The 26,231-nt window shown below is 41.9% G+C and carries 23 protein-coding genes; 6 read left to right on the top strand and 17 right to left on the bottom strand.

The genetic code is table 11. The features are described 5' to 3' along the window. Positions 1-8 precede the first annotated feature (8 nt). The 9 genes from WH223_RS15925 to fucP form a co-directional block, all read right to left on the bottom strand. A complete protein-coding gene (locus WH223_RS15925) occupies positions 9-1,232 on the bottom strand; it encodes a DEAD/DEAH box helicase (RefSeq protein ID WP_340048755.1) in 1,224 nt (407 codons plus the stop codon). Between the two features lie 107 nt (positions 1,233-1,339). Further along, positions 1,340-2,248 carry a GNAT family N-acetyltransferase gene (locus tag WH223_RS15920; RefSeq protein WP_340048754.1) on the bottom strand — a complete coding sequence of 303 codons (909 nt, stop codon included), beginning with the start codon at positions 2,246-2,248 and terminating at the stop codon, positions 1,340-1,342. A gap of 31 nt (positions 2,249-2,279) precedes the next feature. Next, positions 2,280-3,071, bottom strand: a complete 792-nt coding sequence (locus WH223_RS15915; protein ID WP_340048753.1) for an SDR family oxidoreductase — start codon at positions 3,069-3,071, stop codon at positions 2,280-2,282. A gap of 9 nt (positions 3,072-3,080) precedes the next feature. Next, on the bottom strand, positions 3,081-3,908 hold the full coding sequence (locus tag WH223_RS15910) for an amidohydrolase family protein (RefSeq protein WP_340048752.1): 828 nt from the start codon (positions 3,906-3,908) through the stop codon (positions 3,081-3,083). A 5-nt stretch (positions 3,909-3,913) separates the two neighbouring features. Further along, positions 3,914-4,771 carry a fumarylacetoacetate hydrolase family protein gene (locus WH223_RS15905; RefSeq protein ID WP_340048751.1) on the bottom strand — a complete coding sequence of 286 codons (858 nt, stop codon included), beginning with the start codon at positions 4,769-4,771 and terminating at the stop codon, positions 3,914-3,916. Between the two features lie 56 nt (positions 4,772-4,827). Continuing rightward, positions 4,828-5,592, bottom strand: a complete 765-nt coding sequence (locus tag WH223_RS15900) for an SDR family NAD(P)-dependent oxidoreductase (protein WP_340048750.1) — start codon at positions 5,590-5,592, stop codon at positions 4,828-4,830. Positions 5,593-5,616: 24 nt separating this feature from the next. After that, the gene (locus WH223_RS15895) at positions 5,617-7,281 is read right to left on the bottom strand and encodes a UxaA family hydrolase (RefSeq protein ID WP_340048749.1); all 1,665 of its coding nucleotides are present in this window, start codon (positions 7,279-7,281) and stop codon (positions 5,617-5,619) included. 3 nt (positions 7,282-7,284) lie between these two features. Continuing rightward, complete coding sequence (locus WH223_RS15890) at positions 7,285-7,614, bottom strand: L-rhamnose mutarotase (RefSeq protein ID WP_340048748.1); 330 nt, start codon at positions 7,612-7,614, stop codon at positions 7,285-7,287. Between the two features lie 8 nt (positions 7,615-7,622). Next, positions 7,623-8,882, bottom strand: coding sequence for an L-fucose:H+ symporter permease (gene fucP, locus WH223_RS15885; RefSeq protein ID WP_340048746.1), 1,260 nt, complete (start codon positions 8,880-8,882; stop codon positions 7,623-7,625). Between the two features lie 134 nt (positions 8,883-9,016). On the opposite strand from fucP, the gene WH223_RS15880 reads away from it, so the two are divergent. The 4 genes from WH223_RS15880 to WH223_RS15865 all read left to right on the top strand — a co-directional run bounded on the left by WH223_RS15880 (position 9,017) and on the right by WH223_RS15865 (position 11,879). Beyond that, positions 9,017-9,889 carry an AraC family transcriptional regulator gene (locus tag WH223_RS15880; RefSeq protein ID WP_340048745.1) on the top strand — a complete coding sequence of 291 codons (873 nt, stop codon included), beginning with the start codon at positions 9,017-9,019 and terminating at the stop codon, positions 9,887-9,889. Between the two features lie 100 nt (positions 9,890-9,989). After that, positions 9,990-10,583, top strand: coding sequence for a YceI family protein (locus WH223_RS15875; RefSeq protein WP_340048744.1), 594 nt, complete (start codon positions 9,990-9,992; stop codon positions 10,581-10,583). 116 nt (positions 10,584-10,699) lie between these two features. Beyond that, positions 10,700-10,996, top strand: a complete 297-nt coding sequence (locus WH223_RS15870; RefSeq protein WP_340048743.1) for a hypothetical protein — start codon at positions 10,700-10,702, stop codon at positions 10,994-10,996. Position 10,997: 1 nt separating this feature from the next. Next, complete coding sequence (locus WH223_RS15865) at positions 10,998-11,879, top strand: DUF72 domain-containing protein (RefSeq protein ID WP_340048742.1); 882 nt, start codon at positions 10,998-11,000, stop codon at positions 11,877-11,879. An 81-nt stretch (positions 11,880-11,960) separates the two neighbouring features. On the opposite strand, the gene WH223_RS15860 is transcribed toward WH223_RS15865, so the two are convergent. The 5 genes from WH223_RS15860 to WH223_RS15840 all read right to left on the bottom strand — a co-directional run bounded on the left by WH223_RS15860 (position 11,961) and on the right by WH223_RS15840 (position 19,494). After that, positions 11,961-13,619 carry a PNGase F N-terminal domain-containing protein gene (locus WH223_RS15860; protein ID WP_340048741.1) on the bottom strand — a complete coding sequence of 553 codons (1,659 nt, stop codon included), beginning with the start codon at positions 13,617-13,619 and terminating at the stop codon, positions 11,961-11,963. Between the two features lie 74 nt (positions 13,620-13,693). Beyond that, complete coding sequence (locus tag WH223_RS15855; RefSeq protein WP_340048740.1) at positions 13,694-14,200, bottom strand: hypothetical protein; 507 nt, start codon at positions 14,198-14,200, stop codon at positions 13,694-13,696. A 49-nt stretch (positions 14,201-14,249) separates the two neighbouring features. Further along, complete coding sequence (locus tag WH223_RS15850; RefSeq protein WP_340048739.1) at positions 14,250-15,389, bottom strand: serine hydrolase domain-containing protein; 1,140 nt, start codon at positions 15,387-15,389, stop codon at positions 14,250-14,252. A 99-nt stretch (positions 15,390-15,488) separates the two neighbouring features. Next, on the bottom strand, positions 15,489-17,702 hold the full coding sequence (locus WH223_RS15845; protein WP_340048738.1) for an NADP-dependent isocitrate dehydrogenase: 2,214 nt from the start codon (positions 17,700-17,702) through the stop codon (positions 15,489-15,491). A gap of 190 nt (positions 17,703-17,892) precedes the next feature. Continuing rightward, on the bottom strand, positions 17,893-19,494 hold the full coding sequence (locus WH223_RS15840) for a M60 family metallopeptidase (RefSeq protein ID WP_340048737.1): 1,602 nt from the start codon (positions 19,492-19,494) through the stop codon (positions 17,893-17,895). A gap of 669 nt (positions 19,495-20,163) precedes the next feature. On the opposite strand from WH223_RS15840, the gene WH223_RS15835 reads away from it, so the two are divergent. Next, on the top strand, positions 20,164-20,580 hold the full coding sequence (locus WH223_RS15835) for a DUF1090 domain-containing protein (protein WP_340048736.1): 417 nt from the start codon (positions 20,164-20,166) through the stop codon (positions 20,578-20,580). Positions 20,581-20,649: 69 nt separating this feature from the next. Here the strand turns inward: WH223_RS15835 and WH223_RS15830 are convergent, their stop codons facing one another. Genes WH223_RS15830 through argS form a run of 3 tightly spaced genes read right to left on the bottom strand, consistent with a single transcriptional unit; the run spans position 20,650 to position 24,699 of the window. Then, a complete protein-coding gene (locus WH223_RS15830; RefSeq protein ID WP_340048735.1) occupies positions 20,650-21,843 on the bottom strand; it encodes an NAD(P)/FAD-dependent oxidoreductase in 1,194 nt (397 codons plus the stop codon). Beyond that, a complete protein-coding gene (locus tag WH223_RS15825; protein ID WP_340048734.1) occupies positions 21,843-22,919 on the bottom strand; it encodes a Gfo/Idh/MocA family oxidoreductase in 1,077 nt (358 codons plus the stop codon). The genes WH223_RS15830 and WH223_RS15825 overlap by 1 nt, the downstream gene beginning before the upstream one ends. Position 22,920: 1 nt before the next feature. Further along, positions 22,921-24,699, bottom strand: a complete 1,779-nt coding sequence (gene argS / locus WH223_RS15820) for an arginine--tRNA ligase (RefSeq protein WP_340048733.1) — start codon at positions 24,697-24,699, stop codon at positions 22,921-22,923. Positions 24,700-24,808: 109 nt separating this feature from the next. Between argS and WH223_RS15815 the strand changes: the two genes are divergently transcribed. Then, entirely contained in the window at positions 24,809-26,200 is a 1,392-nt protein-coding gene (locus WH223_RS15815) for an arginine decarboxylase (protein WP_340048732.1), read from the top strand. Positions 26,201-26,231 lie beyond the last annotated feature (31 nt).

The following is a 26,231-nucleotide window of genomic DNA, read 5'->3' as shown; positions in this document are numbered from 1 at the left end:
AAGTATCGTTATCCTGCTTTACGCTTCGGATAAAACTTACGTTTTCCTTTATTATTATTTCTTGGGGGTCCGCTTTTCCTTTGTTTCGGTGTGTAGGTCGGTCCTTCGGCAAAACCCTCAGGTAAAGGCTTCTTAGCCACTTCTGCTTCAATTAACTCTTCAATACGAGCGAAACGATTTTGATCCTTATCATTGATAAAAGTAATAGCTGTTCCCGTTGTCGCAGCGCGAGCTGTACGGCCGATACGGTGCACATAATCTTCTGGATCTGGCGGTACATCATAGTTAACTACCAAACTGATACCTTCGATATCAATACCACGAGAAATAACATCCGTACCGATAAGTACACGTAAACGCTTTGCTTTGAACCTATGGATGATTTCTTCACGCTGAGACTGATCTAAATCAGAGTGGAAAGCCTCGGCTCCCACCTTTTGTCTATTCAGTTCGATTGCCAAACGCTTAACAATATCTTTCTTCGAAGCAAAGATGATGATACTCGAATAGTCAGCATTAGTAAGTAATGCTTTTATCAAGGCTATCTTTTGCTCGTCGTATACCAAATATGCTTGTTGATCAATACCTGCAGAAGGCTTCGATATGGCGATATTAACCTCTGTAGGGTCTGTAAGAATCTGCTTCGCTAGGGTACGAATTTTCGGAGGCATAGTTGCCGAGAAAAGTAACGTTTGTTTATTTTTAGGCAGGGCGCTAATGATACGCATAATATCATCAAGAAATCCCATATCCAACATACGATCGGCCTCATCAAGCACCAAATACTGGAGCTTACTGTAATCAACCTTACCGCTAGCCATGTGGGCAATCAATCGCCCGGGTGTAGCCACCACAATATTTACGCCCTCTTTTAGGGAGCGCTTTTGCTGCTCATAGCCCATGCCGTCACCTCCACCATATACCGCAATGGAAGTAGCTCCCGTAAAATAACCAAAGCCCATAATCTGCTGATCAATCTGCAAGGCTAATTCACGTGTAGGTGCTAAAATCAACGCATTAATCGCTTCTTTCGGATTTTCCCCAATCATATTTAGAATGGGAAGTAGATAGGATGCTGTTTTACCTGTACCTGTTTGCGCACAGGCTATTAAGTCCTTTTTGCTTAAAGTTACAGGGATCGTCTGTTCTTGGATTGGGGTTGCATCTGCAAAACCCATGCTCTCAAGGCCTTCTTCCAGTGTTGGAATAAAACCAAATTCGTTAAATTTCAATCTATTATCCTTCGTTTTTTTATAAATGTAAGGCAATATCTCGAAAACCACAAGCCCAGCGCTGATATAATCATCAAACAGCAGCTAGGCTTGTGCCATATTCTGACCTAAGTATGCGACAAGAGCGGCACCATAAGGCCTTTTCCATCAATGGCGTCGCGAATATTTTGCGACACAAACAACGTGATATCCTCCTCTTTGTACAATTCTTTATCGACAGCAATACCTTCAGGTGAAAAACCAAATACCACTTTCGTTACGCCTTCCTGCCATAATGCTTGAATAATAGCTTCCATAGGCGTAGGCTCCATTTCAAAAACCTCGAAAATAGTTAACGTATCCCCCTCAATTTGGGCAACAGCGATACTGCTGAGCTCAGGCAGGTAATAGACAGCGTCCTTAAAACCAAAATCCGGGTATGCAAAGCAGTAAAAGAAAGTCAAAGCATAATTGTGCATGTACAAGGAAGAAGTAGGCCTAGCGCCCAGTACATAGCTCTCAAAGAGCATACATTGCTCTCGATCGTCAAGATTCATCTTCATCGTAGAAGGACGTTTATCCTGTGGGGAAACAGGACAAAAAGCTTGGTGCTCATCAATAGCCACAAATCCAAATTTCGGATAGAAGTCTAAAACAGAATCATTGGCGAATAGGAAAAAGCCATCGAGCTTATCTTTCTGATCTTTTTGAATATATTCCATCAAGAAACGGGATAACCCTTTCTTTTGATGTTCTTCATCCGTCATCACAGTACCAATCTGTCCTAAGTGTAAAACCTCACCTTCCACAGTTGCATCAATCTTACTCAAGGTCGTATGCGCGAGCATGCGCCCCTCATCAAATAGCGAGTATAGCACACAGCTATCATCCCAATAGCCTGATTGGTAGAAATTTTCAAAATCAAATCCCCAAAACTGATTTGACATGCGATTGAGTTCCTTCCGTCCTGCAAGATCCGCTTGATAGCCGATTCGCAAGGTATACGAACTCCCATTAATAGAAACCTTTTTATCCATTATCTTTTTTTATATGGATACAAAACTACTATTAATTCGTTTTAATCAAAGAACGATCTAAATGAACATAACCCCCGTCAACATGAATAAGTTGTCCTGTGGTATGGCTAGACTTGCCGGAAAGTAGAAAAACAGCCGTATCGGCAATCTCCTCGGCTGTAGTCATTCTATTTTCTAAAGGAATACGTGCTGTAATTTCTTTTAATGTCGCTTCAGGATCGTCCAAAGTCTGAATCCAGCTATCATACTGCGGAGTCGCACATTCGGCTACGACAATCGCATTGACACGAATTCCAAAAGGTAAGAGCTCTACTGCCCATTCACGTGTCAAGGCGTTGCGTCCTCCGTTGGATGCTGCATAGGCCGAAGTGTTCCCTTGTCCGGTCTCTGCCGTCTTGGAGCTTATATTCAAGATGGTCCCTTTTGTTGCTTTCAAAGCATCCAAAGCATGGTGCGCCATCAGGTAGTAATGAATCAAATTTTTATGTAAGGACGCCACAAAGGCATCATAGCTACCCGAAGCTAGTCCTACACCGTCATTATGACCAGCATTATTAATTAAGCCATCGATACGTCCAAAGGTAGCCAAGGTATAGGCTACAGCCTGTGCACAATCTTCGGGGCGGCTCAACTCGGCCATCACTGCAGCTGCCTGTGCGCCCAAGGCTTCCACCTCTGCAACAACGAGCGCATTGTCGGCCGCATTACGTCCTACAATCACCGGAATAGCACCTTCCTTGGCTAGAGCCAACACGATAGCACGGCCAATACCTTTTGCTGCGCCTGTTACGACAAACACCTTATTTTCAAGCTGTAAATTCATCTTAATAGCTTATAAATTGTAAAAACGGGTTGCATTACCTCCCCAAAAAGCGGCAAGCTCATTGGCGCTAAAGTCGGCTAACTGCGCTTGCACAAGGCTTAGGCTTTCTTCATAGCTAGCCGCTAATATGCATACTGGCCAATCGGAACCAAAAAGGATACGTCCTTTACCAAAACATTGAATAGCATGAGCTACATAAGGGGTAAAATCTGTAGACTTCCAGCCTTTCCAATCCGCTTCCGTAGCTAAGCCCGATACTTTGCAGAATACATTTGGAAACTCGGCGAGCTCCTCGATAAAATCGGCCCATTCCTTCCATTTGCCCTCTTTAATAGCAGGCTTCGCCATATGGTCAAGCATAAAGCGTTGCTCGGGATTTGCCGCTACGCAGGCTAGCGTACTGGCATAATGTCGCGGATGAATCAATAAATCGTAGGTATAGCCATGCTTCGTTAAGGCGCTTATCCCTTTCAAAAAGTCGGGACGCATCAAGAAATCAGGATCTTCCTCTCCTTCTACAATATGCCGAAAGCCTTTAAGCCTTGGATAGGCTTTGTAAGCCTGCAGCTGAGTCTCAATATCGGAAGCTTGCAAGTCTACCCAGCCGACAATACCTTTTATCAACGCATACATCGTTGAAAGATCCAATAGAAACTGTGTTTCTGCGGCCGACTGATCGGCCTGTACGGCCACTACACCATCGATTCCTTTTTCCTTCAGTGTTGTAGAAATATCCGTCGGTAAAAAGTTCCGACGGATAATTTCCATATCTTCCGTAATCCAGGTATCGCGCTGGGCATTATAAAGCCAATAATGTTGATGAGCATCGATACGCATAGGGACTACGCTTTACTGTACGCTACCACCTCTTGACGTGCCTCTCCTAAATAGTCGGCACCCAACTCGACAACATCACCTGCTTTCAAGTAAATTGGCGGATTAAATCCTAGACCTACACCTGCCGGTGTTCCTGTAGAAATAACATCCCCAGGAAGTAAGGTCATAAACTGTGATACATACGAAACAATAAAAGGTACCGAGAAAATTAAGTTTTTAGTATTTCCATCTTGGTAGGTCTTTCCGTTTACTTTCAACCAAAGGCGTACATTGTTAATATCTGGAATTTCGTCTGCTGTAGCCATAAATGGGCCCATTGGCGCAAACGTATCGCATCCTTTACCTTTATCCCAAGTGCCACCTCTTTCTATTTGAAACTCACGCTCAGACACATCGTTGTGCAATACATAACCAGCTACGTAGTCTAAAGCATCGCTTTCCTCCACGTAGGAAGCCTTCTTGCCGATAACAATACAAAACTCAACTTCCCAATCTGTCTTTTGCGAGTTTTTAGGTATAACAATCGTATCGTGAGGCCCCACCAAAGCGGTAGTTGATTTCATGAAAATAATAGGCTCCGCAGGAATCTTAGACCCTGTTTCTTCGGCATGATCTTTATAATTTAAGCCGATACATACAATCTTAGAAGGTCGCACAAAAGGAGCTCCTAAGCGTGTTTCTGTAGGCACAACAGGAAGCTGTCCTGCATTTTTAGCCAAAAACTCTTGCAACTTACGTAATCCATCATTTTCAAAAAACTGCTCGTCATAATTTAATCCAAGGGATGACACATCATAGTTTACACCATCAATCTGTACACCGCTCTTTTCTTTTCCGAATTCGCCAAAACGTATTAATTTCATCGTATCTATACTATATTGTTAGGTTTATCGCGTAGGGTATCCTACGCTTCCCAAATTTAATTATTCAATTTAATAAATCCACCATCTATTGGATAATCATTTCCCGTAATAAACTGAGCATCATCCGAGCATAAGAATAAAGCAAGCTTCGCAATTTCCTCGGGCTGCGCCATACGGCCAATAGGCTGTGAGGCCGAAAGCTTGGCAAACATCTCCTCCTCCTGACCGGGATAGTTTTTCGATATAAAGCCATCCACAAACGGAGTATGCACACGGGCCGGCGATATGGAGTTCGATCGGATATTGTAGGCCATATAATCGCGCGCTACCGATAGGTTCATCGCATAGATAGCTCCTTTACTCATGGAGTAGGCAAAGCGATCGGTAATACCTACCAAAGCGGCTATAGAAGCCATATTTAGAATAGCACCTTGCTGGCGCGCTTTCATGCCCGGTATAAAAGCATACAGCGCGTTATACGCTCCTTTAACATTTACCTGAAATACACGCTCAAAATCCGCCTCTGTGCAGTTTTCCAAATTTCCGACATGAGCCACACCGGCATTATTCACCAAAATATCGACATCACCTATTTCTGCGGCGATGGCAAGCAGTTCATGTTGCTCAACAACATTACAGCCATGTGCCTGGGCCTTTCCTCCTGCGGCTATAAGCTCATCGGCCACCTTTTGCGCATCGTCCTTATTGAGGTCTACTATATGTACAAATGCACCCTCTTTACCAAAGAGCTGTGCTATAGCCCTCCCGATACCGCTGCCAGCACCGGTTATCACAGCTACCTTATTTGCTAATTTTAACATTATTTTTTACGGTTAATTTTAAATTTATAATGACACTCCTCTTCGCCAAGGGATAAAATCGTCCTGCCCCAGTTGCACAGCCTTTGGTATCAGTTCGCCACTAGCTACCGTGATAAGATATTCCAATATACGGTGCGCGGCTTCTTCTATCGTCTCCTTACCATCGATGATTGTTCCGAAATTAATATCCAAAATATCGGGCATCTTCTCAAACACGGCCGTATTGGTAGCCAGCTTAACGACAGGCGCAATTGGATTACCCGTAGGCGTTCCTAACCCAGTCGTAAACAGCACAACATTAGCACCTGCTCCCACTTCAGCCGTCGTGCTCTCTACATCATTACCAGGCGTGCAAAGCAGGTTTAATCCTGGCTTGTTGGCCAATTCGGGATAGTCTACAACTGCCGTAACAGGTGATGTACCTCCCTTTTTTGCTGCTCCTGCCGATTTTATAGCATCGGTAATCAAGCCATCACGAATATTTCCCGGTGAAGGATTCATATAAAAACCAGAGCCATCAGCTTCAGCTTTCGCATTATAGGTGCGCATCAGTTCAATAAATCGTGTTGCTGTTTCTTCATCAACACAACGGTCGCTCAGCTCTTGCTCAACCCCACAGAGTTCCGGAAATTCCGCTAAAATAACAGAAGCTCCCAACGTCACTAGCATATCTGACAGGTAGCCCAAAGCTGGGTTTGCCGAAATACCTGAAAAGCCATCCGAACCGCCACATTCCAGTCCTACACAAAGCTTATCTAAGCCTGCCGGCTGACGCGTATGTTGATTCGCTAGCGTTAAACCCGCGAAAGTAGCTTTTATAGCCTTCTCCATAAGCTCTTGCTCTGTACCTTCAAGCTGTTGCTCAAAAACATATAGAGGCTTATCAAAATTAGGATCACGCTTTAGGATTTGTTCCTTTAAGATGGAGGCCTGTGCATGTTGACAACCTAAGCTTAAAACCGTTGCTCCTGCCACATTAGGGTGCATGATATAGCCCGCAAGAAGCCCGCATAAAGCGTCGGAATCCATGCGTGTGCCACCACAACCCATATCATGGTTTAAAAATTTAATACCATCAACATTTGGAAACAAACGCTCCTTCTCTTTGGCCGCTTTACTAGCAGATAGGTCTATACCAAAAAGCTCATCTATAGATGCTCCATTCTTATAACGCTCTATGAGTGTATCCACTTCCAAGGAATAGTCTTTAGAAGGAAGCTGATAACCTAACTTCTCCTCCAAGGCTTTCTTCAAGGTGAGCACATTCCTGTTCTCACAAAATACTAAAGGAATCACTAACCAGTGATTGGCGGTCCCGACGCTTCCATTGCTCCGTTCAAACCCCATAAATTTACGGCGCTCATAAAGAGAAACATCGGGCTTCTGCCAGTCTATTTTTCGTGTACCCAATTTAAAATCATCCGCCGCATGGCGCAAATTATGAACAGAGAGGCGTGTACCTGCGGGCACATCTTCATTCATCTTGCCCACCAATACGCCATACATTAGCACCTCTGCATCTTTAGCTAAAGGGCCAATTGTAAACTTATGCTTCGCCTCTACCGCTTCTAAAAGGGTAATCTCATGTCCTTCAAACCGCAGTTGCAATCCTTGGGGCAGGTTGCGCAAAGCAACCAATACATTATCCTTCGGATGAATTTGAAGGTAAGGCAACATCTCTTTTTCCATCTATTATAAAGCAAATATTCTATCCATTAACACCCATTTTTCTCCTTCCTTAGCGCCCGGAATAGCCTGTTGATATTTCCACATCAGGGCTTCCCAACGCTGCACAACCTCATTATTCGCATCGCGCTGTGCTTTGTCCTGAAAACTAAAGTCATCCTGTACTTCCATGATCATAAAAAGCCTATTTTCAAAACGATAAATCTCCATCGTCTCTATTCCTGACTCTTTTATGGAAGCTACAATCTCGGGCCATACCGCCTGATGGTAGGCCTCATACTCCGCGATAAGCGTTGCATCATTTACTAAGTCTAAGCCTAATACAAATCTTTTCATTCTATCTGTTAATTAACACGGTCATCATCTGCTGGCAAAGCCTTTACTTTACGATTGCTAAAGGCAAACAACAACACGATTATAAAGGATGCCAGCGGCACAAAATAAGACAAGTGGATATTACCGGTGTAATCGGTAATCTTGCTAGCGACCATAGGTAGCAAGGCTCCTCCAACGATAGACATTATAATAAGACTAGAGGCCGACTTTGTGGCTGGTCCTAGTCCAGTTAGTCCAATGGCGAATATGGTCGGAAACATAATAGACATTAGGAACGTAATAGCCACTAATGCATAAAGTGTAGCCATGCCCGTACCGTAGATAACAAATACCGTTAAGGCTGCCGCTAATGTCGCATAAATCATTAAAAGCTTATACGGCGCTATATACTGCATAAAGAAAGATCCTATAAAACGACCTAACATAAATGCTAATCCGGCAGCACCAGCATAGTATTTGGCCTCTTGCCCTTGCATATTCAACGCGTCAGCAGCAAAGACCAACAAAAAGCTAAAAACATAAACCTGTGCTCCCACATAGAAAAACTGTGCGACGATAGCCCAGCTCACATTCTTATGTTTTAAAGCTCCCCAGAAACCGACTTCTTTGGCTCCTTCTTTTTCTTTCACCTCCGGCAATTTGCTAAAAGCAAATAGAATAGCCACAAAGAGGATAATAAGACCTAACATCAAGTAAGGGCCTTTCACCAAGGCTGTCTCCGCTTGTATATAGGCTGCACGTGCCTCCTCCGAAAGAGCAGCTAACTCGTCTGCCCCTTTTGGCTCTTCCGCCAGTATGAGATAACCGCCAGCAATAGGCGCTATAAAAGCCGCTAAGCCATTGAAAGACTGCGCAAAGTTCAAACGCTGAGTAGCCTTTGCAGGATCGCCAATAACGGTGATATACGGATTCGCAGCCGTCTCCAAAATGGTTAAGCCACAACTCAGTACAAACAAAGCACCCAAGAAAAAGGTATAGCTCATGGTATTTGCCGCCGGAATAAAAAGAAAACAACCCGTAGCAAAAAGCAACAAGCCTATAATGATTCCTTTAGTATAGCCATACTTCTTCATAATCATCCCTGCGGGTATTGCCAATAGAAAATATGCTGCAAAAACAGCCGAATCTACTAAGGAGGCTTGAAAATGGGTTAAGCTAAAGGCACTCCGGAGGTGTTTAATCAGAATAGGATCTAGATTATGGATCAATCCCCAGAAAAAAAATAGGGATATAACAAGAATAATGGCTAACTGCTCTTTCTTAATCATATAGGGTTTATGTTGGTTTTGTAAAAATAAGTATCAAGCCCTATCGAGAGATACATTATTTTACCGAAAACATTAGCTATTTTACCATAATAACATTAATTTAACAAATTCAAACGAATATATACGTTATAACTATGCAGATTCAACGCCTACATCATCTTGCGAATAGCCAACAGGCAATCTTGGTACGACATGATCTAGCTCCACAAAATCATAACGTATGGCACTACCACCCTGAATTTGAATTTATCCAAATTACAAAAGGGCGAGGTACCTTTTTTGTCGGCGACTGTATCTTTAAATTCAAAGATGGCGACAGCATGTTCATAGGGTCTGAGGTACCACACTACTGGCTTTTTGATGATGACCATATCTTTGGCAAAAGCGAAACGGAAGTCGACATTCGTGTGATTCACTTTATGCCCGATTTTATGGGTAAGGATTTTCTACAGCTAAAAGAAGCCAAAACGCTCCTTACCTGTTATGCGCGGGCGAAGCGCGTGCTATACCTTGATTCTTCACATACCTATATAACAGCCTTCTTTGCGGAAATCATCCAGCAGCCCCCATTCCAGCAGCTACTAAGCCTACTCGGGAGCTTGGACTATATGGCGCAGCAGGAAGATGCACAGCTTTTGGTTAGTGCACAGTACAATAATTTACAGCAGGATGTAGACTACGAGCGTATGAATAAGGTGTTGCAGCATATCCGTTTAGGCTACCGCGATAAAATACAGTTGCAAACCGTCGCTCACTTGGCTGGGTTAACGGAGAACTCTTTCTGCCGTTATTTTAAACAAAAAACAGGTAAAACATTAGTACAATTCACCAATGAGCTCCGTATTAGTCACGCCTGTAAATTACTAAGCGATAACAGAATGGCCATTAAAGAGATCTGCTTCGACTGTGGCTTTCAAAACTTCGTGAGCTTCCACAAGACCTTTAAACAGGTAACAAAGCTGACACCTATCCAATACCGAAATAAAGCCTTAAATGGTGACCGCTAAAACAAATTGACATTTTTTTCATTTCTTATCATACATCAATGCCTTTCATTTCTCAAATGAAGAGCTTTGTCGCAGCAAATAAATAAACAATAAGATAGATATGAAAAATGTATTAAAATTAGTAGCTGCTGTAGCGATATTGCTTAACGTAGCTGTTGCCCAAGTAAAATGGTCGGTAGATCCAGCACACACCAATGCGCGTTTCGGCGTTAACCACTTAGGCATTTCCGTTGTTGACGGACAATTCAAAAAATTAGAAGGAGCTGTAGATAGCAAAACGGCCGACAACTTCAATGGTGCTGTTGTAAACTTCAGTATCGACGTGAACAGTATCGACACCCGTGTGGATGCGCGTGATGCACACTTAAAGAGTGATGACTTCTTCAATGCAGAGAAATACCCATCGATGACTTTGAAAAATGGCGTATTGAAAAGCGTTAAAAAAGGCGTTTACACCTTGACTGGTGATTTAACTATCCGTGACGTAACGAAAAAGGTAGTGTTTGAGGTGGTACAAAATAATGGTATCATCACGGATCCTTGGGGAATGACGCGCGCAGGTTTCACTGCATCAACAAAAATCAACCGTTTAGACTACGGCATTAAATACAACGATAAATTGCCTACAGGTGTAGCTGCAGTAGCTGCTGAAGTAAGCATCGTGGTAAACGTAGAACTTGTAAAACAAAAATAATTTCTAGGAAAGCGTGCCCTGCAAAATACTGCGGAGCACGCTTCCATTTATCTTCCTCCCTCCTGAATATTTGTTTTACGTCAGTCTTTTCTTTATTTTGCAGTAAGAATTAGGCTATGAAACCAAAAACAATTATACTCAGCATTGTCTTCGCTTTGCTGATACTTATCCTTTTTAACAATAAAGAAGAAGCAGTTTTCTGGCTTTTCGGTGAAATACGCACCTCTAAACTGTTTATAATCGGCACGTTCTTCCTGCTAGGTATGGTTACGGGCGGTATTGTCTTTCGTCGTAAAAATCGCCATCCCAAGGAATATAGCGTAAGCATCCAAGGGGAGCCCGATGAAGATGATGAATTTGAACCTGAAGATCAGCTATCTGCTGAAGACCGTAAATTTTTAGGAAAAGACTAAAATGAAATTTGGACAAGTAAGCAATCCGGAGGCTATTGATTTCACCCTACCTCCTACAGACCCTGCAACGCTCAAGCTTCTTGGTGGCAAACCTGCCGAAGCAATGGACATCTATGTCGGCTGTGCAAAATGGAACAAAACAGACCTTAAAGGATTTTACCCACGTGGCACGAAAGATGAACTAGCTTATTATTCGCAGCAGTTTAACTCCATTGAACTGAATGCTACATTTTATAATTCGCCATCCAAGGATCAGGTAGCCACCTGGCGCGACAAAACACCTGCTGATTTTAAGTTCTTCCCGAAAATACCACAATCGATAAGCCACTATAGCCGATTGCTAAATTCTAAAGATAAGCTAACAGAATTTATCGATGCAACGGTACACTTCGAAGAAAAATTAGGCATGGCTTTCTTACAGCTGCACGACAACTATAAGCCTAAAGATTTTGACCGCTTGGCAGATTTCTTACGTCAGGTGCCAAAAGGATACCCACTGGCTGTGGAGGTGCGCAATGGCGAGTGGTTTAACGACCCTGCCGTTCAAGCGAAGCTGTATGCATTACTCGAAGAGACACAGCTGGCCAACGTTATTGTAGACACGGCTGGTCGCCGCGATATGCTACACATGCGCCTCACCAACGACACCGCTTTTGTACGCTATGTCGGTGCCAACCATCCATCAGACTACGATCGATTGTTAGCTTGGGTAGACGTGATTAAAGAATGGAAAGCCGCAGGCCTACGCCATGTGTATTTCTTTATTCACCAAAATCTAGAAGTAGAATCGCCACTGCTAGCTGCTCATTTTATTGAGGCCCTTAACAAGTCCCTTGGCACACAATTGACCATCCCGAACAAAGGTCCTGCAACCTTATTTTAAGCTGTACAACCACATAAAAAAGCCTGCGAAACATTAGTTTAGCAGGCTTTTTCTGTATCCGCCGCAGGCGAAAAGCATCGTTTAATTATATAGCAAAGCGCCAGACACATTCCAGAAGCTGAAACTCGTGCCTTCTGGTGCTCCTTGTGGGATTTTAACTTGTATCTTATGTTTACCAGCCTTCAAATCACCCAACGGGATATAGTTCGGGTTGGTCACCGTACCTGGACACCAGTTTGAGCGGCTCAAATCTGATGAGGAAAGCCCATTTCCAAAATTTCCCGATACAGGGTTGTACAAACGGTAAGAACCGCAGTCGGTGCGCCAAGGTGTAAATTTAAAAGCTACCTGTCCGTCAATCAAAATTTGATTTTCCTTAGGCACAAACTCATCACCATTACCCCAGCCACCGTGGCCCGTGGTGATGTAACGCAGGTGTACATTTTTAGCATCTTCAGGCAACTCAAACTCAACTTCCAAACCTTTCTCTTCACTGAAGAAAGTCGGGTAATCTTGTCCACCCATTTCCATCACGTTGGTAGTATTGAAAATAGAAAGCACCTTATTGAATCCCATTTGGGAGCGTCCTTGGTGGATGGTAAGCTCTAGGCTCACTTTATGTCCTCCTTTATCGTAGTTACCGATGTAGGTACCAATATATACTTCACGGCCTGCCATCTGTGGTAAGAACTCGGATATATCTTGTCTATAGATAGATGAATCTTGCCATGTTTTTCCTTTTAAAGTTAAGCGGTTGTTGAAGTGCTGCACGCCAAAAGGTGTAAAGAAACGCATTAACTCATAGATCGGTGAGAAGCCATTGGTGCGCACCATACCTGGATATGTTTTCCCATTGCCATTACTATACAAAGGCAGGGTCTGCATTCCATTTTTCATACCGTCAAAGAAAGACTGTGCTTGGTCTTCTGCAATTAAAAAGACAGATCCTGTGCGGTCGTAAGCATCCCCGTTGGACTGCTCTACCAGCTCCACAAAGGCTTGGCTATTGGCGTTTACTGCAGGAACTTTAACTTTCTTCAAGATTACCGTTCCATTGGCGAAACGCAATACACTATCCTGCTTAGGGTTATCTATAAAATTAATCTGCTCATTCTTAAAAACAGGAATATGCACGAAGCGGCTTTTCCATAGTAAATCTTGGTAGGTTAAACCATCTACCTGCTGCGTGAAAGCAGGCAAAGCAACGTTTGCTGGTATGTTTTTCAACTTTTCAATCTTCGTTGCTGTAATCTTCGTATTGCCATTACGCACATACTCGAGCACCAATCCTAAAAACTGTCCTGTCTCGGTAGGAGCTCCTTGCACAGCCAAGGCATCCGTATACCAAATATCAATGCTATTGGAATTGATGGAGGTCGTTGCTTTCTTACATAGATGACCCAAAATAACTTTAGTCTCATCGGTCAGTGTCAACTTATCTTTCGTTAGCGCCTTATCGTCAGTAGTTGCGAAGTCATAGCTCGCCGAGATATGTGCATTTTTGTAGTAGGTAGCTGCTTTACGGTCTACATAATAGTTTTCGTAGGGATATTTCGCGGTCGATTGGGTGATACGGTCGCTGGTAATCACGGTTTGATCTTTATTAGTAAACACCAATAGGTAGTCTTGTTTTGGGTCTACCTGATCATTGTAGCTACGTGCGTAGGTTATCTTGAAACTTTGTGCCTGTGTTGTTTGAAACAGAACACAAAACAGAAATAGATAGAAGTATTTCTTCATTGTATATGAATAAAAGGTTTTAGCAAAGTGCTAATATACAAGAAAGGACAGTAAAACGGGAGAACGGAAGGTAACTATCTTGCTAATAAAGTGAGCTCATCGTTGCTATACATATCAGCTCCTTTTAAGTAGGTGTACAACAACGTTTTAGTGGCTTTATCATCAAGCTTGTATAGGTTATCTCGAATAAAACGTTTATCATCCTCAATATCATCCTTATAACCTAGGTAGGAAGGTATATAATACTGGATACATAGACGAATGTAGCGGAGCTCCACATTATTGGGATTGCTGGAAATTTCCTTTTCAAGCATCTTCTTTCCATTTTTGAAATAGCTCATTTTCTTAAATGGATTTCCACTATGGCTTGCCATAAACATATGATATGCTGCTTCATACCCGCGTTCAACGGGTGTATTGGCGTATTTCTCTAGGGCTGCTAAATGCTCTTTGCATAGGCCTTCGTTTTTATGGCCTATTTTAAAATCTTTCCTTATTTCGGCTAATTTAAGTGTTTGTGCTTCTACAGTAGAAAAAAGTATAATTTGGGTTAATACCGCACAAAAACAAAGTAATCGCATACATCCTCCTTTTGTTTCTTTCAGGTAAAAGTTACACAATCCCTCGTACTTATTCAATAAAATTCGTATACAAATAGTTAACAATTTTAGCAGATAGCCTTACAAAGCCATTTTCATAGCTGGCGACACATCCATTTGTAACAACCACAAAGCCATATTTTTCTGTTGGATTAAAAAACATAGTGCTATACAAGCCATAAGCAGAGCCTGTATGTCCAACTAGCGAAACTCCCGGAACCATCTTGTCCGTGACGGTCAAGGCTAATCCATAGCCCTCTTCAGTTGTAAGCGGTTGCTGCATTAGCTGGGCCGATGCCGTGCTTATTAGCTGCTTCCCTTCTGCGCTGCCATAATTCATATGCATACGCATGTAGGATGCTAAATCTTCAGCCGATATTTTTAATCCGCCGGTAGGCGAAAAGATAGGGGTCGACCGACCTAATATATACTTCTCTATATCTTCCCTACGTGGGGTATAGGCCGCAGGCTGCGCCTTAAAAAGTCCGCTTTCATATTCATACAGGGTTGCAAAGCGCTTGCTATCAAGCGAATCAACACAATAGCCTGCTTGCAAACCCAGCGGATTTAGCACCATCTTCTTGATATAAGTATCGAAGCGCATGCCGGAGACACGCTCTAGAATAGCGCCTATCATATTAAAATTCAAATTGCAATACATATAGCCTTCACCAGGCTGTATCGCATTGTATGACTTAGCCCATTCGGCGTTGGTTGCTGGATTGATAACATCGAAATCAAAATAACCATTGCTATCGTTGATACTCGACGTATGGGAAAGCAACATACGAAGGGTTATGGGGGTAGTTGGGAATTTAGGATTACGCACCTGAAAGCCGATTAGGTTACTCACATCATCGTTCAAGTTCAGCCTCCCCTGCTCCACCAATTGCATGACGGCTGTCGCCGAAAAAGATTTGGAGATTGACGCAATACGGAAAAGGTCCTGCGTACTTAGCGCTTCTTTCGTATCGACATTTTTATAGCCTATCGCTTGGCTATACACAGGTTTATTGTCTTTCACAACGACCACAGCTACACCTACGGCTTTATATTCATCGGCAATGGCCTGCAAGCCTGCGAGCAACTTGTCTGTAGGTATTTGTGCGTAAATAGTTTTTAAAGGAAGGCAGCATAATGCCAACAAATAGATAAGGTTGCGCTTTTTCATCCGTAGCGGTTTATGCCTCAAGATACTATAAAAAAGATGCTAAACAAAAAACTCCCGCATAAATTATGCAGGAGTTTTCCGTCATTAGGTTAAAACACCTTATAAAGCAGCAATCGCGTTATTCCATGTTGCAGATGGACGCATTGCTTTTTCTGCTAAAGCATCATTCGGGAAGTAGTAACCACCGATGTTTTGTGCTTTACCTTGTGCAGCAATTAATTCTTCGTTGATTAAAGCCTCATTGCTTGCTAATGCTTCTGCCAAAGGCTGGAAGCGCGCTGCTAATTCAGCATCTTTCGTTTGTTTCGCCAACTCTTGTGCCCAGTATAACGTCAAGTAGAAGTGCGAACCACGGTTATCCAACTGACCTACTTTACGTGCAGGTGATTTATCATTCGCTAAGAATAAAGCGTTAGCCTCATCTAAAGCGTCAGCTAATACTTGTGCTTTCGTGTTGTTTTGTGTTTGTGCTAAATGCTCTAAAGAAGCTTGAAGTGCTAAGAACTCACCTAAAGAATCCCAACGTAAGTAGCCTTCTTCTAAGAATTGCTCTACGTGCTTAGGTGCAGAACCACCAGCTCCTGTTTCGAACAAACCACCACCGTTCATTAATGGTACGATAGATAACATTTTTGCCGAAGTACCTAATTCTAAAATTGGGAATAAATCGGTTAAATAGTCACGCAATACGTTACCTGTTACAGAGATGGTATCTTCACCTTTACGGATACGCTCTACCGAGAATTTAGTAGCCTCAATAGGTGCTAAAATACGGATATCTAAACCTGTAGTATCGTAGTTTGGAAGGTATGCATTTACTTTTTTGATGATCTCACGATCGTGTGCACGGTTTTCGTCTAACCAGAATACGGCAGGAGTATTTGATAAACGAGCACGGTTTACAGCTAATTTAACCCAGTCTTGGATTGGCGCATCTTTCGTTTGACACATACGGAAGATATCTCCCTCTTGTACCGGCTGCTCCATGAATACATTTCCTTCCGCATCTACAACACGGATAGTACCCGCAGCAGCAGCTTGGAAAGTTTTGTCATGCGAACCATACTCTTCCGCTTTTTGTGCCATCAAACCTACGTTAGGTACAGAACCCATTGTTGTAGGGTCGTAAGCACCATGCGTGCGACAGTCGTCAATAACAGCGGTGTACACACCAGCATAACTACGGTCAGGGATAATTGCTAATGTATCTTGTGGCTTACCTTCTTTGTTCCACATCTGTCCTGAAGTACGGATCATTGCTGGCATTGAAGCATCAACGATAACGTCTGAAGGAACATGTAGGTTGGTGATACCTTTATCAGAGTTTACCATAGCTAAGTCAGGACCAGCAGCGATAGCCGCCTCGATAGCTGCTTTTACTTCAGCTTCTTGTGGTGTACCTGCAATTTTAGCGTAAACTTCACCTAAACCATTATTTTTGTTGATGCCTAAAGAAGCGAACAACTCGCCATATTTAGCGAATACATCTTTGAAGTAAACCTCAACGATAGCACCGAAAATAATAGGATCAGATACTTTCATCATTGTTGCTTTCAAGTGAGCAGATAAAAGCACACCGCTCGCTTTAGCTTCAGCGATAGCCTCAGCTACGAAAGTTTTCAATTTAGTGATACTTAAAACAGAAGAATCAATAACTTCACCTGCTTTTAAGCTTCCTAAACCTTTTAATTCTTTAACGGCACCGTCTGCTGCTACAAACTCAATTTTAAACTGAGCATCGTTAGCTACTGTTACCGATTTTTCTGTTGCATAGAAGTCACCTTCTTGCATAGAAGCAACTTTAGTTTTGCTCGTTGTAGACCAAGCGCCCATGCTGTGTGGATTCGCTTTAGCGTAGTTTTTCACTGCTTTAGGAGCACGACGATCAGAGTTACCTTCACGCAACACTGGGTTTACAGCAGACCCTAATACTTTAGCGTAACTTGCTTTGATAGCTTCCTCTTCAGGAGTAACTGGAGCATCTGGATAATTAGGAATAGCGTATCCTGCTTTTTGTAATTCTACGATCACTGCTTTAAGCTGTGGGATAGAAGCAGAAATATTTGGTAATTTGATGATGTTTGCATCAGGTGTTGTCGCCAACTGACCTAACTCTGCTAAAGCATCGCTTGTTTTTTGTTCAGCCGACAAATATGTGTTTAAATTGGCTAAAATACGTCCAGCCAAAGAAATATCTCTTAATTCAACTTCGATAGCAGCAGTCTTTGCGAATGCTTGTACAATAGGTAAAAACGAATAAGTCGCTAATAATGGCGCTTCATCTGTTTTTGTGTAAATGATTTTAGATGACATAATTCTGTATTGAAGGATTTTTAAATTTCTATATGTTATAGGTAAAAACTGAAGCCTGTAAAGGGCCGTTTTTAAAATTCGCCTAAAGATAATCATTTGAAAACAAAAACGCCATAGTTGTTTAAATTATGACGTTTTTGCATTAATATTTGACGATTTTGAATCAATCGGTCCTTTTTGTTTGGAAAGCCTAATCTTTAAGCAGGCTAATATCGACCTTTGGAGCGGCCAACTGCATAGCCTTAATCGCTTGCTTACAGTCATCGACCATGGCTTGCGTCATGCTATAGGTTGCTTTCCCGTAATCATCCACCTGAAATTCGCCTACATAGAAAAAGCCATATTTATCGAAGAAATCGATTAAGTCTGTTTTGCTTACAGCGCAAGCTTTCTTCACAAAGTCCAACTGATAAACTGCTGGATTAGGCTCCTGCTTTCTGTAGCGCTTACCATTCTCTTCGTAGATGATATATAACGGTTTTGTTGTGGCTTCTATACGTAGTTCTTCAAACAAATCGGGATAGAAATCAGGATTTTTACCTGCCCCCTCAAAATAAAGTTGCAACTGCCAGAATGGAATCAATCGGTTGAATACATCGGGGTCTTGCAGGTAGGAAATTCCTTTGTCAATAATATCAGCACGAGACTTCCCGTAATTATCCTGCTCTAAAACACGTGATTTATTTCCAAATGAGCGTGTAACATACAGCGAAAACAGGTTATTGCTCACCTCTCCTAGCCCTCTCCAATTGAAATTAGGACGCAGCTGATGCACATGACCAATCTCATGCGAAAATCCCCAACACGGGTCTCCTTTTATCACACGGTCCGGGTCGGCCACTAGGTTCATAGCATAGCCAGGCTTAACGCCCATATAAGCTACACCATCGCCATCACGAAACATATAATAGTTATAGTTTACGCGGGCCAAGATTCTGTTTTTAGGTTCTTTATTATATTTAATTAAGCCCATCAACCGATGTTGTCTATACACCAGGCTATCGTAATTATTGATAAGCTCTTTGCCTCTGCCTGCGGCATATTTTTTTAAGGCCTCTTTGGGATAAGCTACTTGGATATGCTCTCCTAAAGCGTCTAAAACTGGGTACACATTATTTTCTAGTAAACGATCCCAATCGGCATCCGTATGTTTTGTGTTATCAAAATAGCCGTTTACTGCAGCATCTAGAAAATGTACTTTTATAGGACTTTGCCCCTTCAATTCGTCGACAAAATAATCTACATAAGCCAATCCGCCGAAATCTTTCACATCAAGCACATTAACGCCATTCTTAAGGGCAAAGGTTTGCTTCTTCAAACCCCATCCATTGGGATCTTTGCTCGGCTCGGCCAACCCTTCGGGTGCACGACGTTCGAAGTTCGGCACCAAGAGATTTACAGTCGTTTCTGCCGGAATATTGGCAACCAGTACGATATGCTTGCCAACAGGTAAATAAATTCCGGTTACGTTTTCGTACTTGCTATAGCCATCACCAATTGCCAAACTTTGTCCTAACACTTTTGGGGACAGGATAGGCTTATAGGTTGCTAAACGATAGGTCGTAGTATACTTCTTGTTCAAAAGCTGTATCGCTGTAGCCTTAATCTGGGGATCTTTAATTTTATTAAGGGTAACCAGTTTAACATCCTTTTTTAAGGAGGTGGCCAAAGGGTCCGCAAAAACAGCGAAGTCGGCGTTTACCGCCGCATTCGTCCCTTGTGGACTTTGAGCGAAAGCAACTTGAAATAAGCTTACGCCGAAGAGTAGGCTAGAAAATAAAATCTTATTCATTATATGGTTATATATGGATAATATCCCCTAAAATAGCATAAAAGAGTATAGCGCACAACAGCAAACCAATGACACGCTAAAAAATAGAGTCTCAATCGACTGAAAAACACGAAGCTATCGATTGTGTAATTTTTACCTAGTAGATAATACATATATAACCTAGCAACACTCCTCTCCTTTAACGAAATAAAGCTCACTCACTTACAAACACAAAATCGATATTAACATTTTATGCAATTAGTCACAAAATAATGTGACTTAAATCACAAAACACTACTCACAAAACACGAAAATCAAAATTAAACCCAAACAAATAAGAGAAATAAACAAATTAAACACACAAAAAACCAAAAACAGACCGAAACAAAAGAAAAACAAACCACATACTTAAATAATAAAACCAATTAACACAAAAAGACACATAGATAAAAAACATAAACAACAATATTTAAACATAAAACACCAAAAACACAAAATAAAATATTGAAAAGCAATAAAAACAAGTAACAAAAACAACGAACAAAGCCCTACAGGATATAAAAAATAGTATTGGCATACTTTATGCATTTGTAGCTATGTATTGAATAACTCAATTACCTATGTTTCATTTTTACACGCTCATTTATCCTTAGTTGGACACATGAACTGTAGATATTTAAATTAAATACCATGAATTTAAAAATTAAAGCCCTATTATTCTCTCTATTTGTTTTTACGACTGCCGCATTTGCACAAAGTAACTGTCGCGACTTAAGGGGATGTGACCGTAAACTATGTGAGTTAAACATAAAACTGGAATACGCGAAAAAATACGGTAGAACAGGACAAATTCAACGAATAGAGACAGCTATTGCCAATACGAAACGTAATTGCAATGGCAACAATGGCCATTATACGGCTGATTTAGAGAAAAAGGTCCTTGACAAAGAGTATAAAGTTAAGGAGCGCACAATGGAGCTTGAAAAAGCCATCCGCGAACAACAACGACCAGAAAAAATTGAGAAGAGAAGAAGAAAAGTCGCTGAAGCAAAACAGGAGCTAACGGAAGCTAAGAGAAGGTTAGCAGAGGCTAAAAAACCAAAATAAAAAATCAAAAAAAGCGTGCTGACTAATTATAGTCAGCACGCTTTTTTATTGTTCTACAAAGCATAATGCTTACAAATCTTGCGCAATAAGATAACCTGCTGCCCAAGCCCACTGAAAGTTATAACCGCCAAGCCAGCCTGTAATATCGACAGCTTCGCCCCCGAAATATAAGCCAGGCACCTTCTTAGCCTCTAACGTTCGCGGATTGAGCTCGTGTGTAGCAACACCACCACGCATAACTTCGGCTTTATCATAGCCTTTATCGCCGGCAGGCTTCACTTTAAATTGATGTATAGTTTCATTAATAAGCTTCGCATCGGCTTTACTCAAAGAAGCTACCTTTAGCTGTATAGGCAAGAATTTCGCCAAAGCTTCGACCATCTTCTTCGTAAAAAATGGACTCAGCAACTGGCCAATAGTACGCTTACCTCCTGCCGCTCTCTCCTCTTTGATAAGATCATCTAAGCGATGCTGCGGCAACAAGTCGATACTTATCTGCTGGCCTGCTCGCCAATAAGAAGAGATCTGTAGTATCGCTGGTCCGCTTAACCCCCAATGGGTAAATAGAATATTTTCCTCAAAAGTAATAGCATCGGTAGACACACGTGCAAAGACACTATTTCCTGCTAAGGAAGCGTACCAATCGGCATCTTTACCTGTAATGGTTAAAGGCACCAAGGCTGGGGCCGTCGCTACGAGGTCTAAGTCGAACTTACGCGCTACACGTAGCGCAAAGTCGGAAGCCCCGAGTTTAGCAACTGGCAGTCCACCACTCGCTAACACCAATTTTGGTGTACGTAATTCTTGAACCTTACCATTGCGCTCTACACGCAACACATAGCCATTATCTTCTTTATCTACAGCAGTAACCAAACTATTCAACCAAATATCCTGTTGCGTTTCATACAACAGCTTCGTGAATACGGCTACAATATCTTTAGCTTTATTCGTTGATGGAAAAAGTTGCCCTAGCGTTTTCTCTTCCCCATGTATATCACCGAAATTAGCGAAGAAATTTACGGTATCGTCGACTGTCCACTGCGCAAAGGCGCCATTTAGAAAGTCAGGATTCTCCGATACAAAATTCTCCGTACGGGTATGTAGATTGGTATAATTGCAACGGCCACCACCAGAGATAAGAATCTTAGCCCCTGGCTTATCGTTGCGCTCAATCAATAATGTCTTTTTACCGAGCAATCCGGCTTGTACAGCACACATCAACCCACAGGCCCCTGCGCCGATAATAATTGCGTCGTATGTCATTAATAGGCTATTAATTCTCCTTTTAGAGAAACTACACGTTGTTCACGATTTGCTTGTTCGGCAGCTACCAAAATACGGATTACATCACGTGCTTCTGTTGGCTGCACCAATAGCTCGGCTTCACCACGAATCGCTGCCACCATATTTCTATAGAAGTCTTCACCCGAGCCAATCTCACTCACCACGTTCTCCTTCACATCTGTACCATCCTCAAGAAGCGACAATCGCCCTTGAATAGCAACATCCTCCTCACCCCAGTTGGCATGCTCATGCGGAAATACACCAGCACGCAACAATTCCTCCTGCGGATCTACGCCTTGCTTCACGAAAGAACCATTCCTGCCGTATAGAGCAAAACGAGGTGTTGGCTCTTTAGCCAACATTTGCCCAAATAAGGAAACTTTCAAACCTGGGTAGTACAAGATAATTTCGAAATCATCGATAGTCTTAGCATCTTCACGCTGCTTACGCAGGTCGGCAAAGACGGCATCTGGAGCACCAAAAAGCTGCAACGATTGATCGATTAAATGTGCCCCTAAATCGAAGTGAATACCAGAACCCGGCAGATCTTCTTCGCGCCAAGCGCCTACACGCAAGAAGTTGCGGAAGCGGTCATAGCGCGCTTGATAGTTGACAAGCATACCTAAACGACCAGCAGAAATAAGCTTCTTAACGGTCTTAAAATCACTATGCAGACGTGCATTATGATGCACCGTCAATAGCAACCCTTTTTCTTTAGCTAAAGCGATGAGCTCATCCGCCTCTTCCACCGTATTGGTAAACGGTTTCTCTACCAGCACATGCTTACCCGCTTCAAGCGCTTGCTTAGTCAATGCGTAATGTACATCATTGGATGTCGCAATGGCTACAATATCCACTTCGGGGTCATTCATAATATCATCAGCAGATTGCACCGCAATAGCTGATGGATATTTAGCAGCGAGTATAGCCTGCTGCTCAGCTTTGCGTGCTGTAACTTTGTAAAGCAGCAAATCTGAATTTCCTTTTATAAAAGGGCCATGGAAAACCTGTCCGCAAACAGAAAATCCTATTAACCCAACTTTTAGTTGTCTCATTTTACATTCTTTCTGGTACCTGAATACCTAATAGACGCATACTATCCGCAATAACTCGACCTGCAATTGCAGAAAGCTGTAAACGGAATTGCTTCACTTGGGCATCTTCAGCCTTTAGAATAGTCTCTTCGTGATAAAATTTGTTGTATACCTTAGCGACCTCATATACGTAGTTGGCTAATTGCGCTGGCGAGAAGTCTTTCGCCGCTGCTTCAATTGCTTGCGGGTAGTTGCCTAAAGCCTGAATCAAATCGCGCTCGTATACGGATATCGTTGCTACAGTACCTGCACCACCGTCATATTCCGCTTTGCGTAATACAGACTTAATACGTGCATGTGTATACTGAATGAATGGACCCGTATGCCCTTGAAAGTCTACAGACTCATTCGGATCAAATAATAGACGCTTCTTAGGATCAACCTTCAACAAGAAGTACTTCAATGCGCCCATACCAATAGTTTCGTAAAGAGCTGTTTTCTCTGCTTCTTCTAAACCATCCGTTTTACCAAGCTCTTCAGTACGTGCCTGCGCTGTATCCTTCATCTCTTGCATCAAATCATCAGCATCAACAACCGTTCCTTCACGCGACTTCATCTTTCCTGAAGGTAAGTCTACCATCCCGTAAGAAAGGTGGAACAGGCCTGTAGCCCATGATTTACCTAATTTTTTCAAGATAGCGAAGAGCACTTTGAAATGGTAATCTTGCTCGTTACCTACAACATAGATAGATTCCTCCATCTTGAACTCGTCATACTTCAGCTGCGCAGTACCTAAATCTTGCGTAATGTATACCGAAGTACCATCACCACGCAACACCAACTTCTCGTCTAATCCTTCTGCCGTCAAGTCAATCCATACCGAATTGTCTTCTTTTTTGAAGAAGACACCTTTTTCTAGGCCTTCTTGAATGATATCTTTCCCTAATAGGTAGGTATTCGATTCGTAGTAGAACTTATCAAAGTCAACCCCCAATTGCTTGTATGTTTCTTCGAAACCAGCATATACCCATCCATTCATGGTTGTCCAAAGACTTATTACGGCTTCGTCACCAGCTTCCCAAAGCTGCAACATACGTTGAGCTTCTTTCATCAGTGGTGCATTTTTCTTGGCCTCATCTTCCGTTTGTCCTTCGGCTTTCAGCTGCTCAATTTCTTTCTTGTATTCTTTATCGAACACCACGTAATATTTACCTACCAAGTGGTCACCTTTCAAGTTTGCTGATTCAGGTGTTTCACCTTCACCAAATTTCTGCCAAGCCAACATAGACTTACAGATATGTATACCGCGATCGTTCACTAAGTTGGCTTTCACCACCTCGTAACCATAAGCTTTCAAGATTTCAGAAACAGAATAACCTAATAAGTTATTACGTACGTGTCCTAAGTGTAAAGGCTTATTGGTATTCGGGGAGCTATACTCCACCATTAAGCGTTTACCATTTGCTGGAAACTGTCCGAAATCAGCCTGTGCTAAAGTTTGATTTGCTAAATCAATCCAATAGCCATCTGTCAAGCTGATATTTAAAAAGCCCTTGATAATATTGAAGTCTGCAATTTCAGGCATTGCTTCCTTCAAATAAGCACCAATCTCCTCTCCTGTTACTTCAGGCGACTTTTTAGAGCTTCGCGTGAAAGGAAAAGTCACGATTGTAATTTGTCCTTCAAACTCTTTGCGTGTCTCTTGCAAAGTAATCTGATTTAAGGGAATTTCAGCCTGATAAAGGGTGTTTACAGCTTGAGCAGTTTGCTCAATCAATCTTTGTTGAATAGAGTTAGCCATGTAATAGTTTCGTAATTTTCACAACCTCCTGATAATGAACACTAAAAATAAATGTATTTATAGTTAAGTATTCAGCACGAAAGTATATCTTTGCCAAAAATAATAAAAAATGCAGAGCTATCAGGAATTTCTTGACTTAAGTGTTGGTTTTCCGCAAGACGGATTCGAAATAATCGACGACGAATTGTACTTCCACGATCTGAATTTGATGGAGATGATAGAAACGTATGGCACGCCATTACGTTTTACCTATTTACCTATTGTCAGTAAAAAAATTCAACAGGCGAAGATCCTTTTTCAAACGGCTATCCTTAAACACAATTACAGAGGATCGTACAAATATTGTTATTGTACGAAATCTTCTCATTTCAAACATATTGTAGAAGAAGCCCTAAAGAACGACATTCACTTAGAAACCTCATCCGCATTCGATATGCCGATGATTGAATCTTTGGAACGTGCCGGAACGGTCACCAAAGATATTACCGTAATTTGTAATGGTTTTAAAACCTATCAATACAAACAGTATATCATTGATATGCTGCATGATGGGTATACCAACATTATCCCTGTACTAGATAATAAAGAAGAGTTCAATCTATACGATGATGAAATTGAATTGGATACACCTTGTTCATTGGGTATCCGTTTAGCATCGGAAGAGCAACCAGACTCTCAATTCTATACGTCCCGTTTGGGTATCCGTCAGGAGGATGTGATTGATTTTTACAACAATAAAATTGCGGACAACCCGAATTTTAAAGTTAAACTTTTACACTTCTTCATTAACTCGGGTATTTCAGATACACCGTACTACTGGAATGAGTTGGAGAAATACGTTACTTTGTACTGTAAGTTCAAAAAGATAAACCCAGATTTAGATACGTTGGATATTGGTGGTGGTATGCCATTCAAAGATTCCTTGGTACATGACTTCGATTACGAATATATGGTAAACGAAATTGTGAACCGTATCAAGCAAATCTGTGCGCACCATGAAGTAATGGAACCAGATATTATCACTGAATTTGGTAAATATACGGTTGCTGAAGCTTCGGGTATTCTTTACAAAGTATTGGGACGTAAACAACAGAACGATCGTGAAAAATGGTTTATGATTGACGGTTCCTTTATCACGAACTTACCTGATGTATGGGCTTTAAACCAAAAATACATCTTGTTGCCAATCAACAACTGGGATTCAGAGTATGAGCGCGTAAACTTGGGTGGTATCACTTGCGATGGTCAAGATTACTACAACCAAGAGGCACACATGAACTCGGTATTTATGCCAAAAACACGTAAAGTACAATACTTAGGATTCTTCCATACGGGAGCTTACCAAGATGTATTGAGTGGATACGGCGGTATACACCACTGCTTGCTTCCATCACCGAAGCATGTATTGGTACGCCGAAACCGTGATGAAACTTTCAACTACGAAGTTTTTGGTGAAGAGCAAAACTCAAAACAGGTAATGAAGCTTTTGGGTTACCAATAGGCATCAACACCACGCTATAAAAAAACAGGCT

Source organism: Sphingobacterium sp. MYb382 (genome assembly GCF_037572665.1).
Lineage (GTDB): Bacteria > Bacteroidota > Bacteroidia > Sphingobacteriales > Sphingobacteriaceae > Sphingobacterium.
This window is presented reverse-complemented; position numbering and strand designations above follow the sequence as displayed.